Below are 12,853 nucleotides of genomic sequence, written 5' to 3' on the forward strand. Positions count from 1 at the left end.
TATGCGCCGCGGGTTGATCGTCGGAACCATCGCACTGACCACGACCACACTGCTGACCACCGGCGCGGCCGGTTCGACCACGGAACGAGCGAATCCGGATCACGGGGAAACCACGGCGGTGCACCGAGCGCTGTCCGAGGCACCGGGCACACGGGAAGCACCGGGCGTCCGCACGGTGCGGACCCGAGAACAGTTCAGCATGGTCGCTGTCACCTGGGACGGGAAAGCCCCGGACCACACGGAGGCACAGTACTGGCAGGACGGACGCTGGAGCTCCTGGCACGAGCTCTCGCCACTGGGCTCCTCGGGACACGGCGGCAACGAGGTCTCCGGTGCGGTAGGCGCCAGCGGTGCCTGGTGGACCGGGTCGAGCTCCCGCATCCGGATACGCGCGGTGCGGGCGGGCGAGCACGTGACCGGGGAACTGGAACTGATCGCGATCACACCGGGCACGGAGCCGGTGCGCTCGGAACCCGAACGGCGGAGCGCACGGCCACCGGTGGTAACCCGCGCGGAGTGGGGTGCCGACGAGAGCCTGATGCGCTGGCCACCGGAGTACTCGGCCACCACACGAGCGGCGGTCGTGCACCACACCGTGGAGACGAACGACTACACCTGCGCGCGTTCCGCCGAGGTGGTCAGGGGGCTGTATCACTACCACGCCGTGGAACTCGGGTGGGGCGACATCGGCTACCACGCGTTGGTGGACAAGTGCGGAACGATCTTCGCCGGCCGTACCGACGGGCTGCGCCGCCACGTGGTGGGTGGCCACACCAAGGGATTCAACGGTCAGACCTTCGGGGTGGCGCTGATCGGCAACTTCGAGACCGCCCACCCGACCGACAGTGCGCTTCGTTCGACCGGCAGGCTCGCGGGTTGGAAACTCGGCACCGTCGGCCGTGATCCGCGAGGACAGACCACGCTGGTCTCCGGGGGCGGCAAGGGCAACAAGTACCCCGAGGGCACCTCGGTCACGTTGCCCCGGATCTTCACCCACCGCGACGTCGGCGACACCGCCTGCCCCGGTCAAAACGTCTACGACCGGATGGAGACCATCAGACAGGCCTCGGCCGGATGATCCGTCGCCGATTCGCGTAGCGAGGCGGGTGGCGGAACCTCTCACTGGGTGGCTGGGCTGGTCGCTTCCCAACGACGGTCTCGGGGGTGTCGATTTCGCGCGAAATTGACACCCCCGAGCAGCGGGAAGGCGCGGGCTCCGTCAATTTCCCACGAAATCGCCGGACCACCGGCGCCGACGAATAGCCACCCTCCCACCACTCCCGCAGGCCGAACTCCCACCACCCTCGCAGTCGGCACCGCCGCACTGGAGCGTCAATTTCTCGCGAAATTTCCGCCCCCGAGGCCGCGCCGTCGGGAAGCGACTGTGCGGGTCGCAGCGCGGGTGTCCCCGGTGCGTGAGTCGGATGCGTTGCGAGGCCGGGCCGCTCGCCGCGTAGGTCGCTACTCAAGAGCCGGCCCAACGCCGCAAGGCGCCGACTCACGTGACGGCTACCCGATCAGCCACGCAAACCTGCCGTGTGCTTCCCGTTCACCACCAGCGTTCGAGCACGGTCGCCACCCCGTCGTGGGTGTTGCTGGTGGTCACCTCGTCGGCGATCTGGCGGACCTCGGGATGCGCGTTGCCGACCGCCACGCCGTGCCCCACCCACTCCAGCATGGGGATGTCGTTGGGCATGTCGCCGAACGCGATGATGTCGGGGGGATCCGCCGCCAGTTGCTCGGCCACCCGCGCCAGCCCCGCCGCCTTGTTCACGCCGGGCGCGGACAACTCCAGCAGCCCGGCCCCGGTGGAGTAGGTGATCTCCAGCCGTCCCCCGATCAGTTCCTCAGCGACGGGCGCCATCTCGGCACTGGTCATCCGCTCGTGCATGACCAGCAGCTTCACCACCGGCACACCGACGAGTTCGTCCTGGACGGCGATGCGCAGATCCGGGTTGGGCCAGCAGCGGTGGAACGCGGACTCGGCGATGAACTGCTGGTCCAACCGGTCCTGCGCGCCGCTGGTGGCTCGCTCGACCCCGAAGGAACAACCCGGGAGGGCCTCGCGCAGCTCGCCGGTCACCTCCCGCAGGGTTGTCGGCTCGACCGCCGTGCTCTGCAGCACACGGTCCGCGGCCGCGTCGTAGAGCACCGCACCGTTGGAGCACACGACTGTCCCAGCCACGCCGAGACCGGCCACGATTCGCGGGACCCAGCGAGGCGGACGACCGGTGACCAGTACGAACGGGGTTCCGGAGGCATGCACGCCACGCGCGCTGCGCGCGGTGCGTTCACTGACCCGCTCCGCGGGGTCCAGCAGGGTTCCGTCGACATCGGAAGCGACAAGGGATGGTCTGCGCACCAGACCATTCTGCCGTGCCGAGCCGATTATCGGGACGCGATGCGCACCACTTTCATGGAATATGCCGCCTACGCCGTGACTACCTCTCGTAGCGGAGCGGCATGAACGTATACGGTCACGAGTGTGCGCGTTGGGATAGTGATTCTGCCCGAACACCGCTGGTGGGCCGCGGAGCCGCTCTGGCGTATGGCGGAGGAGTACGGCTTCGACCACGCCTGGACCTACGACCACGTGGGCTGGAGATCGTTGGTGGACAAACCGTGGTTCGACGCGGTCCCCACCCTCACGGCGGCGGCCACCGTGACTTCCCGGATCAAGCTGGGCACGCTGGTGAGTTCCCCCAATTTCCGGCACCCGGTGCATTTCGCCCGTGAGGTGACCGCGCTGGACGATGTCAGCGACGGGCGTTTCCTCCTCGGTCTCGGCTCGGGAAGCAGCGGTTTCGACGAGCGGGTGTTCGGGACCGAGCCCTTGTCCACCTCCGATCGGGTCGAGCGTTTCGGGGAGTTCACCGAGCTGCTGGACTCGATACTCACGAACGACAACGTCAGTTCCGACGGCAAGTACTACTCGGCGGTCGAGGCGCGCCGCTCCCCCGGCTGTGTCCAGACGCCGCGTGTCCCGTTCGTGGTGGCCGCCGAGGGCACCCGTGCGATGCGTCTCGCCGCGCGGTTCGGCAACGGTTGGGTGACGAACGGCCGTGGCTCGGGCACCGAAGTGACCGACGAAGAGGCGTGGTGGCGTTCGCTGCGGGACAACACGGAACGTTTCGAGGAAGTGCTGCGGGAGCGGGGGCGCGTGCCGGGAAGGGTGCCGCGCTACCTGAACGCCGACGCGGGCGAGGTCTACTCGCTCAGCAGCGTCGAGCGTTTCAGGGACGTGCTGGGCAGAGCGAGCGAACTGGGATTCACCGACGTGATCGTGCACTGGCCCCGGACGGAGGCACCGTTCGCGGGGCGGGAAGCGGTGCTGGAGGAGATCGCATCGGAGGTGCTGCCCGGCCTGAAGGAGCACTGACCCACTGCCGGAACCACCGCCGAAACCGTGGTGAGCAACGCGGATACCCAAGGGTCGTGTCGGGTATCCGACGGGAGGAACGCTCGGAATCGACAATCTCGCCGTCGGGAGATCCCGGCTCATGACTACACGAACCACGGCCCGCCGCCTGCTGGACGTGGCGGGCACGACCTACGCCGCGCAGGCGGACATCACACTGCGGAACCGGCCGGAGCCGCTGTACCGACTGTTGGTGTTGTCGGTGCTGCTGTCCACCCGGATCAAGGCCGAGATCGCGGTGGCCGCCGGCCGCGAGCTCGCCGAGTTCGACACGCCGGAGCGGATGCTGCGCGCCACCTGGCAGCAACGGGTGGACGCGCTGGGGCGCGGTCACTACGTCCGTTACGACGAGAGCACCGCCACCGCCCTCGGTCAGGGGGCGGAACTCCTTCGGGACGAGTACGGGGGCGATCCACGCGGCATGCGCACCGAGGCCGACGGTGACCCGGCGAAACTGCGTTCCGCGCTGCGCGGGATTCCGAAGCTGGGGCCGGTGGGGGCCGACATCTTCTGCCGCGAGGCACAGGCGGTGTGGCCGGAACTGCGTCCCTACTTCGACAAGAAGGCCCTGACCGGCGCACAGCGGGTCGGCCTGCCGGGAAGGCCCGCGGAACTCGCCGAGCTCGTCGAAGACGAGGAACTGGCCCGGCTGGCCGCGGCCTGCGTACGCGTGACGCTGGAGAAGGGGACGGCGGAGAAAGTCGCGCAACCCTCCGCCACCGGGTGAGCACGGGCCGCTCGGCTCGCCCCGGCTCCCGGCGGAACCTCCCGCCCGCTTCCAGCGGGAGGCCCGAAACCGGGGGGCGGTTACGGGTTCAGGACCTCGATGCCGCCCATGAACGGCCGTAGTCCCTCCGGAACCCGGACCGAGCCGTCGGATCGCTGGTGGTTCTCCAGGATGGCCACGATCCAGCGGGTGGTGGCCAGCGTCCCGTTGAGCGTGGCGGCGATCCGGTTCGCCCCGTCCGCGTCGCGATAGCGGACGTTCAGGCGCCGTGCCTGGAACGTGGTGCAGTTGGAGGTGGAAGTGAGCTCGCGGTAGTCCCCTTGGCTGGGGATCCACGCCTCGCAGTCGAACTTGCGGGCGGCGCTGTCACCGAGGTCGCCCGCGGCGGTGTCGATCACCCGGTAGGAGAGTTCGAGTTTGCCCAGCATCTCCTCCTCCAGCGCGAGCAGCCGCTCGTGCTCCTCGCGGGCCTGCTCCGGCGGGCAGTAGGAGAACATCTCCAGCTTGTTGAACTGGTGCACCCGGATGATGCCGCGGGTGTCCTTCCCGTAGGAGCCCGCTTCCCTGCGGAAGCAGGTGGACCAGCCGGCGTAGCGACGCGGGCCCGCGGTGAAGTCGAGGATCTCGCCCTGGTGGTACCCGGCCAGCGGCACCTCGGAGGTACCCACCAGGTACAGGTCGTCCTGCTCCAGCCGGTAGACCTCGTCGGAGTGCGCCCCCAGGAAACCGGTTCCCTCCATGACCTCGGGGCGAACCAGCACCGGCGGCACCGTCAGTGTGAAACCGGCCGCGCTCGCACTGGCCGCGGCCATGTTGAGCAGCCCCAGTTCGAGCTGCGCCCCCACCCCGGTGAGGAAGTAGAACCGCGCCCCGGAGACCTTGGCCCCGCGCTCCATGTCCAGCGCGCCCAGCGAGGTCCCCAGTTCGAGGTGATCGGCGATATCGAAGTCGAACTCGGGCGGCGTGCCGACGTGCTTGAGCACGACGTAGTCCTGCTCGCCTCCGTGCGGGGTCTCGGGTTCGATGATGTTGGAAACGGCCCGCTGCGCCCGTTCCAGTTCGGCATCGGCGGCGGTCTGCTCGGCCTCGGCCTCCTTGACCCTGTTGGCGAGCTCCTTGGCCTCGGCGAGCAGCCTGTCGCGTTGCTCGCCCGACGCCTTGCCGACTTCCTTACCCATCCGCTTCTGCTCGGCACGCAGCTCGTCGGCGCCGGCCACCGCTGACCTGCGCCGCTCATCGGCGGCGAGCAGTGCATCCACCAGAGCGGAGTCCTCCCCGCGGGCGCGCTGCGAAGCGCGCACGGCGTCGGGATCCTCGCGCAGCGTCTTCAGGTCGATCACGGCAGGTCAGCCTAGCTTGTCGCGGCCGGTGTCCCCCAGCCTGGGTGGCCCCGCGTGCCCACCGGCATGGCCAGCGCCTCCCTCCGGAGCGAAACACACCGTGCTGTGCGCGTTCCGATGTCGGGTTAGGCAGTATGGAGGAGTGATGGCCGAGCCCCCCGAATCACCGTCGGAGCAGAACTCCGGCAATACGAATTCCTCCCGCGGCGGCCAGAGCCGGCAGGGAGCCGCGAACGCACGACTGGTGATGATCATGGCCGTTATCGGCGCCCTGCTGGTGTTCACGGTGGCGGCGCTGCTGAACTGGCCCTCCGCCGAGAACCCGCCGCCCGGACTGGCGCAACAGCCGACCACCACGGCTCCTCCCCCCGACTTCGAGGCACCGGCCGGGACCTGCCTGAACTGGACCCAGGCGGATGCCAGCGACATCGACAAGGTCCCCTGCTCCGAACCACACCTGTTCGAGATGACCGGAACCACCGAGGTGTGGGCCCGGTTCGGCCCCGACGCCGCGTTCCCCAGCACCGAGGTGTTCAACGAGATCAAGACGAAGCGTTGTACCGACGTGGCGCGGCAGTATCTGCGGAACGGCTTCGACCCGAACGGTCGGTTCGAGGTCAGCGCCTTCCTGCCGAGCGAGCAGAGCTGGAACAACGGCGACCGCACGCTGCACTGCGCGCTGCAGCAGCCGGGTCCGGCCGGGCAGTTGTACCGCTTCACCGGTAAGGTCGACTCCCTCGACCAGTCCGACATCTACGACGTGGGCACCTGCCTGGGAATCAGCGGCACCTCGGTCTCCTCGCCCGTCGAGTGCGCGAAACCGCACTCGGTGGAGATGACCGGAGTCGCCGATCTGAGCCAGAAGTTCGAGGGCGGCCATCCCGCCACCGAGAAACAGGACAAGTTCCTGCTCACGACCTGCCAGAAACAGCTGACCAACTACGCGGGCGGCAAGAACGTGGCCGAGGACAAGGGATTGTCGCTTTACTGGGACAACATCTCGAAGGAGAGCTGGCAGGCCGGATCGCGCAAGGTCAACTGCAAGGTGGCGGCCACACTCGACGACGGCGGATTCGCCCCGGTGACCGGCAGTGTCACCGGCGAGATCTCCATCAGTGACCAGCCCGCACCCGAGAAGACACCCCGACCGGGAGTTCCCGCCGACGGCCAGAGGTGACCGAGATGCCGGTGGAAATGTCGTCACAGCGTTTCGAGGAGCTGGTGGGCGACGCGTTGGACCGGGTCCCGCAGCGGCTGCTGCGGGAGCTGAACAACGTGGTCATCCTGGTTGAGGACCGCAACCCGGACGACGAGTCGCTGCTCGGGCTCTACGAGGGGATCGCGCTGACGGAGCGCGACAGCAGCTACGGCGGGGTGCTGCCGGACAGGATCACGATCTACCGGGAACCACTGCTGGAGATGTGTTCCAGTGAGCAGCACGTCGTCGACGAGGTCGCCGTGACCGTGGTGCACGAACTGGCGCACCACTTCGGGCTGGACGAGGAGAAGCTGCACGCACTCGGCTGGGGGTAGCAGCGGGCCGGAGGGAGCGGGTCGGCGCCAACCGGAGCGCGACCAACGGGACCGGAGCGGCGACGGGCCGGGTCTCAGGCGGTTCTGCCCCTGCGCACCTCGCTCAGCCACCGCATCGAGCGACGAAAAGCCTGTTCGGAGTCGGACGCCCGCACGCTGACGGGCTTGTTGTCCGCCTTGGGGAACGAGCCCAGGAAGCGCACCTCGGAACAGCGCCGGTGCAACCCGGTCAACGCATCGCCGATTCTGGTGTCGGCCACGTGGCCGTCGAAGTCGAGGAAGAACCGGTAGGCGCCGAGACGGTCCTTGGTGGGCCGGGACTCGATCCGGCTCAGATTGATGCCGCGCAGCGAGAGCTCGGACAGCACCTCCCCGAGCGCTCCCACTTCGTCGTGTGCGACCACGGCGATCGAGGTCCGGTCGGCTCCGGTCGGCTCGGGCAGGTGCCCCGGGCTACGGACCAGCAGGAACCTGGTGACCGCGTCGTCCACATCGGCGATATCGCTCGCCAGCCGGGTGAGTCGGGAATGGTATCGGTGGGCGACCGGAGCCACCACGGCCGCGTCCGCGGTGGCGTTCTCCACCTCCACCGCGGCGCTGGCCGTGGAAGCGGTGGGTACGTCCTGCACCCGGGGCAGCTCCCGGGACAGCCAATCGCGCACCTGGGCCAGTGCGTGTGGATGGCTCGCCACCGAGGTGACCTCCGAGGCGGTGGTTCCCGGGCGCACCAGCACGTCGAACCGGATCGGCAGCACCAGCTCGGCGACGGCCACTACGGGATCACCCGCCACCAGCCCGTCCAGGGTCGACGGCACGGCCCCTTCGACGGAGTTCTCCATCGGCACACCGGCCGCTTCGACCTCCCCGGCACGTACCGCCTCCAACGCCGAGTGCACGGTGTCGTAGGCGATCAGCTCTGCGGCGAAGTCCGCTGTCAGCTCCCGCGCGGCCTGTTCGGTGAACGTGCCTTGCGGACCCAGATACGCGATTCGGGGCACGCTGCCAGCCTATGCCGCACTTCGTCGGGAATCGTCACCCGGGCGTACCGAAGAAACCCCAGTTCACACGATAGTGGTAAAGATCATGCCCCCGGAGTGTGACCTACCCAATTACGCGAAACCCGTTCCGGCTGCGATGCTGTGCACGTGACCGCGGATTCGGAGCGCTCGAGATACGGGGCGGAACCGGAGCTGCGGCTGGTCCTGTGTGCACTGGACGAGCCGCTGGCCGCAGCATGGAACAGCATCGCCTACGGCCGGGAAGGCATCAGCGTTCACCACGGTTCGGTACTCGACACGCACGTCGACGCCGTGGTCAGCCCGGCCAACTCGTACGGCTGGATGCGGGGCGGGATAGACGCCGCCTACGCGAGCGCGTTCCCCGATGTGGAACAACAGGTGCGCAGTGCCGTACTCGCCTACCACGGGGGCGAGCTTCCGGTCGGTGAGGCGCTGTTGGTTCCCACCGGTTGCCGAGTACCCACCTGGCTGATCAGTGCTCCCACGATGCGGGAACCGGGCGAAACACTACCGGGTGACACCGTGCATCCCTACCTGGCGGCCAGGGCGATGCTCCGGCTGTGGTCCGGGGCGGTGTTGGACAACGGGACACCGGTGCGCCGCGTCGTGCGTTCCATAGCGCTGCCCGGGCTGGGAACCGGGGTGGGGGGCGCCGCGCCGGAACTCTGCGCCAAGCAGACGGCAGCCGCCTGGGACGAGGTGTTCACCCGGGTGGACACCGCCTGACCGAACACCGGCCGCTGCCACCCGCGGGCATCGTCGAGCGGCGACTCCGCCCCGAGCGGAACGGAGCTCGAAAGCGTAATGTCGGCCACGTCGCAGGCTGGCTAGGTGTAGTACCTCGGGAGGTTTCGTCGATGCTCATCCGCAGGCTCGCGCGTCCACTGTTGGCCTCGATCTTCGTCTGGGGCGGTATCGGAGTCTTCCGCGACACCGAGGGTCACGCCAAGGCGGCCACCCCGCTGGTGGAACGAGCCACCGCTCCGGTCAAGGACAGCCTGCCCCAGCAGGTACCCACGCACCCCCGAACCCTGGTCAGGATCGACGGCGCGGTGAAGATCGGGGCGGGTGTGCTGCTGGGGCTCGGCAAGGCCCCACGGCTGGCGGCGGTGCTGCTCAGCGGCAGCCTGGTGCCGACGACACTCGCGGCGCACGCCTTCTGGGAGATCGAGGATCCGGAACAGCGCGCCGCACAGCAGATCCACTTCCTGAAGAATCTCGGTCTGCTCGGCGGGCTGCTGACCACGGCGGTGGACACGAAGGGCAAACCCTCGGTGGGCTATCGGGCCCGCCAGGGCGCGCACCGGGCCGTCGAGCAGACGCAGCAGGCCGTCCCCGGCAAGGGCGGTAAGAAATGCGGGAGCGGAAAGCTCCGGCACTAGGAACCGCCGAGTTCACGGGGCGGAACGCTTCCGCCTCACCGGAACGACCAGCGGACACCCTGCTCGACCACCCGGCGGAGCACGCCAGTAGCGTGGAGACCGTGCAGGTACGCGTGCTGCTCGTCGACGACCACGAAGTCGTGCGCAGGGGGCTGCGCGATCTACTGGACACCGAGCCGGACGTCAGCGTCGTCGGTGAGGCGAGCAATGTGGACGAGGGACTCGTCCGGGCACGCGCGGATCAGCCGGACGTGGCGGTCGTCGACATGCGCCTGCCGGATGGTGACGGGCTGCTGCTGTGCCGCGGACTGCGCGAGTTACCCGAACCGCCGCACTGCCTGGTGCTGACGGCGTTCGACGACGAACAGGCCCTGGTAGGGGCGATCAACGCCGGTGCCTCCGGCTATCTGCTGAAACAGGTGCGGGGTCAGGATCTCGTCAACGCGGTCCGCGAGGTCGCCGCGGGGCGCTCCCTGCTGGATCCGGTGACCACGCGCCGCGTACTGGACCGGATGCGTGAGGACAGCGAGAAACCGCCGGACGAGTTGGACACGCTGACGGAACAGGAACAGCGGGTGCTGGAGCTGATCGGCGAGGGAATGAGCAACCGCGAGATCGCCAAACGGCTGTTCCTCGCCGAGAAAACGGTGAAGAACTACGTGACATCGGTGCTGGCCAAGCTGGGAATGGCACGACGCACCCAGGCGGCTGCCTGGTACGCCCGCAGACAGGGCTGATCGGCCGCCGAAGGGGCCACTCGGCCGCCCACGGCGCTCGGGGCTGGTATCGGCGACCGCGGGCTCGGTCGAGCCGCGGAACCCGTTCGGAGCCGCGGGACATGCTCGGGAAGCGGGGACCGACCCTGCCGGGCTCAGGTCGCGGTGAGTGGCACCCGCCAGGTGACGGTGCTGCCGCTGTCCGGGGAGGAATCGATGGTGCAGCTACCTCCGGCGGCCGTGGCGCGCTCCTCCATGTTGCGCAGTCCCCGCTTGGTCACGTCCCGCGGAATACCGCAGCCGTCGTCGGTGACCTGCAACAGCAGCCCGTCGTGGGTACGCCTCACCCGGACCAGCACGTTCCGGGCGCCGGAGTGGCGCACCACGTTGGAAAGCGCCTCGCGCAACGCGGCGCGTACGTGATCGGCCACCGTCACCGGTACATCGTCGAGGTTGCCGGACAGCTCCAGCTCGGGCGGTTCACCGAGCAGCTCCCCCGCGATGCGCACCTCGCCGCGCAGTGACTCCGCCAGGTCCGGCGCCCGGGTCGGCTGCTCGGGATCGGAGGAGGTCAGTGTGCGCACGGTGGCGCGCACCTCGGCTATGGTCTGATCGATCTGATCGGTGATCTCGGTCAGCCGCTTCGCGTCCGAGGGATCCAGATCGGCGGCGATTCTGCGGTCGAGCACGTTGAGCTGCACCCCGGCCGCGTAGAGCCGTTGCACGATCACGTCGTGCAGGTCGCGCGCGATCCGCTCGCGCTCCTGGTAGACGGCGACGCGCTGCCGGGCGGTGGAGCCCTCCGCCAGTACCAGCGCCAACCCGGCCTGCGCGGCCAACGAGGTCAACAGATCCACCGTCACCCTGGTGAAGGGGGCCGCACCACGCCTGCGGTACACCGCCAGCGCGCCCAACCTCCGTTCGTGCGTGCCGAACGGGGCCACGGCGAAGGGGCCGTACACCCGCAGCGCCCACGGGACGTAGGGAGCCGTCATCGGGTCGTCGATGAGGTCGTCGACCACCACCGGCATCCCGCCGTGTGCCACCTGGGAGGCGGCGGAGTGCGGTGAGAGCACCGACCCCACCGGGTCGGTCAACGGCTCGGGGGCGTGCGGACCGACGTAGGACGCCTCCACCGTGAGGTTGTCCCGCTCGTCGCGGACCATCACGAGCCCGAGGTCGGCCTCGGCCAGGGCGGCGGCGCGCCGCACCACGAGCGGAAGCACCGCCCCCGGATCCTCCTCCGCGAGGGCGGCCTTGGTGATCTCGGTGGAAGCGGCGAGCATTCGCCTGGCCAGCGTCGAATCCATGTCACCCACGACGTTATAGCCATTCGGCGCTTCGTGCGCTCACCGCAGGAGCAACCTCACACCCGAAATCCCGCGGGGCCTCCGTTTCGCGCGGAAATCGCCGCACGCCGGAAGGTCCCGCCGAGCGAGCCCCCCCGAGGAGCCGCCCGGAGAACTTCGGTCAGTACAGCGGCTCCCGCACGATCGGGGAGGACATGCAGCGGGGACCGCCGCGTCCGGAGCCGAGTTCGGAACCGCTGATGCGCAGCACCTCGATGCCCGCCTCCTCCAACCGTGCGTTGGTCTCCACGTTGCGTTCGTAGGCCACCACCGTTCCCGGGGAGACCGCCAGCGTGTTGTTGCCGTCCTCCCACTGCTCGCGCTCGGCGGTGACCGGATCGAGCCCGGTGTCGAGCACCCGCAGCCGGTCCAGTTCCATCGCTTCGGCGGCCGCCCGGAGAAACGGCTCGGGGCCGGCCACCTTGATGCCCTCCCCTGCGGGGCGCAGTACGTAGGCGGTGAGGTGATCACGGATCGCGGGATACATCAGCACCGCGTCGTGATCGACCATCGTGCACACCGTGTCCAGGTGCATCGAGGCCCGGGTCTGCGTGATCGGCACCGCGAGCACGGTGTGCGCGAGGCCGTCGGCGAACAGCGAGCGGGCCAGCGACTCCGCACCGGCGGGAGTGGTGCGCTCGCCGACCCCCACGGCCACCACGCCCGGCGCCAGCAGCAGCACGTCCCCGCCCTCGACCGGGGCGGAGTGCGCGCCGTAGGCACGGGCGGACTGCGCGAACCTGGGGTGGTAGGCGTAGACCAGGTCGGTCAGCGCGGACTCGCGGATCCGCGCGGGCATCGCCAGCGAGGTCACCGCCACCCTGTCGTCGATCCACACCGAGGAATCCCTGGTGAACAGCAGGTTCGGCAGCGGGTCGATGGCGAAGTCGTGCGGCTGGTGCATCCGGCGCACCAGCGACTGCCCCTCGGCGGCGGGAAGCTCCTCGAAAGTCATTCCCGCCACCAGAACGCCGGTGAGCGTCTTCTCGTCCATGCTGGACAGGTAGGAGCACAGTGTGTCCGCCACCTCGGCGCCCAGCCTGCGTTCGTCCACGCCGCTGTGCAGCGCCGCGGTGCGGGCCCTCGGGTCGCGCAGCGCCTCGGACAGCAGTTCGTCGAGCAGCAGCACCTCGACGCCCTGCTCGCGCAGCACCGCCGCGAACGCGTCGTGTTCCTGCTCGGCACGGTCCACCCAGGGAATCGCGTCGAACAGCAGTTGGTCGTTGTTGCGCGGAGTGAGCCGCTTGAGCTCACCGCCGGGGCGGTGCAGCAGCACGGTGCGCAGCGGGCCGACTTCGCTCGTCACGTGTGGGGTTGTCACGGTCCCGCAGCCTAGCCGTATCGAGCGAGAATAGCCGCATCCGACGCG

General features: G+C 69.1%; 13 protein-coding genes. 8 read left to right on the forward strand and 5 right to left on the reverse strand.

The window, feature by feature from the left end:
• Position 1: 1 nt before the first annotated feature.
• Positions 2-1,078: a peptidoglycan recognition protein family protein gene (locus ACOQFL_RS21100; protein WP_435545930.1), complete on the forward strand. Its 1,077-nt coding sequence runs from the start codon at positions 2-4 to the stop codon at positions 1,076-1,078.
• A 471-nt stretch (positions 1,079-1,549) separates the two neighbouring features.
• On the opposite strand, the gene ACOQFL_RS21105 is transcribed toward ACOQFL_RS21100, so the two are convergent.
• A complete protein-coding gene (locus tag ACOQFL_RS21105; RefSeq protein ID WP_435545931.1) occupies positions 1,550-2,362 on the reverse strand; it encodes an HAD family hydrolase in 813 nt (270 codons plus the stop codon).
• A gap of 123 nt (positions 2,363-2,485) precedes the next feature.
• Here ACOQFL_RS21105 and ACOQFL_RS21110 point away from each other — a divergent pair, with 123 nt between their 5' ends.
• A complete protein-coding gene (locus ACOQFL_RS21110) occupies positions 2,486-3,379 on the forward strand; it encodes an LLM class flavin-dependent oxidoreductase (RefSeq protein WP_435545932.1) in 894 nt (297 codons plus the stop codon).
• 121 nt (positions 3,380-3,500) lie between these two features.
• On the forward strand, positions 3,501-4,145 hold the full coding sequence (locus ACOQFL_RS21115; RefSeq protein WP_435545933.1) for an endonuclease: 645 nt from the start codon (positions 3,501-3,503) through the stop codon (positions 4,143-4,145).
• An 80-nt stretch (positions 4,146-4,225) separates the two neighbouring features.
• On the opposite strand, the gene serS is transcribed toward ACOQFL_RS21115, so the two are convergent.
• Positions 4,226-5,485, reverse strand: a complete 1,260-nt coding sequence (gene serS, locus ACOQFL_RS21120; RefSeq protein WP_435545934.1) for a serine--tRNA ligase — start codon at positions 5,483-5,485, stop codon at positions 4,226-4,228.
• Positions 5,486-5,630: 145 nt separating this feature from the next.
• Here serS and ACOQFL_RS21125 point away from each other — a divergent pair, with 145 nt between their 5' ends.
• Entirely contained in the window at positions 5,631-6,662 is a 1,032-nt protein-coding gene (locus tag ACOQFL_RS21125) for a septum formation family protein (protein WP_435545935.1), read from the forward strand.
• A 5-nt stretch (positions 6,663-6,667) separates the two neighbouring features.
• Entirely contained in the window at positions 6,668-7,018 is a 351-nt protein-coding gene (locus tag ACOQFL_RS21130) for a metallopeptidase family protein (RefSeq protein WP_435545936.1), read from the forward strand.
• Positions 7,019-7,092: 74 nt separating this feature from the next.
• Here ACOQFL_RS21130 and pheA read toward each other — a convergent pair whose 3' ends face one another.
• Entirely contained in the window at positions 7,093-8,016 is a 924-nt protein-coding gene (gene pheA / locus ACOQFL_RS21135) for a prephenate dehydratase (protein ID WP_435545937.1), read from the reverse strand.
• A 147-nt stretch (positions 8,017-8,163) separates the two neighbouring features.
• Between pheA and ACOQFL_RS21140 the strand changes: the two genes are divergently transcribed.
• From ACOQFL_RS21140 to ACOQFL_RS21150, 3 genes are all read left to right on the forward strand, one after another.
• Positions 8,164-8,763, forward strand: coding sequence for a macro domain-containing protein (locus ACOQFL_RS21140; RefSeq protein ID WP_435545938.1), 600 nt, complete (start codon positions 8,164-8,166; stop codon positions 8,761-8,763).
• Positions 8,764-8,894: 131 nt separating this feature from the next.
• Positions 8,895-9,419, forward strand: coding sequence for a DoxX family protein (locus ACOQFL_RS21145; RefSeq protein WP_435545939.1), 525 nt, complete (start codon positions 8,895-8,897; stop codon positions 9,417-9,419).
• Positions 9,420-9,520: 101 nt separating this feature from the next.
• A complete protein-coding gene (locus ACOQFL_RS21150; protein WP_435545978.1) occupies positions 9,521-10,156 on the forward strand; it encodes a response regulator in 636 nt (211 codons plus the stop codon).
• A gap of 134 nt (positions 10,157-10,290) precedes the next feature.
• On the opposite strand, the gene ACOQFL_RS21155 is transcribed toward ACOQFL_RS21150, so the two are convergent.
• Together ACOQFL_RS21155 and ACOQFL_RS21160 are read right to left on the reverse strand one after the other, a co-directional pair.
• The gene (locus ACOQFL_RS21155) at positions 10,291-11,445 is read right to left on the reverse strand and encodes a GAF domain-containing sensor histidine kinase (protein WP_435545940.1); all 1,155 of its coding nucleotides are present in this window, start codon (positions 11,443-11,445) and stop codon (positions 10,291-10,293) included.
• Between the two features lie 160 nt (positions 11,446-11,605).
• Entirely contained in the window at positions 11,606-12,790 is a 1,185-nt protein-coding gene (locus ACOQFL_RS21160) for an arginine deiminase (protein WP_435545979.1), read from the reverse strand.
• Positions 12,791-12,853 lie beyond the last annotated feature (63 nt).

This window comes from Actinopolyspora sabaoui (genome assembly GCF_051225635.1).
Lineage (GTDB): Bacteria > Actinomycetota > Actinomycetes > Mycobacteriales > Pseudonocardiaceae > Actinopolyspora.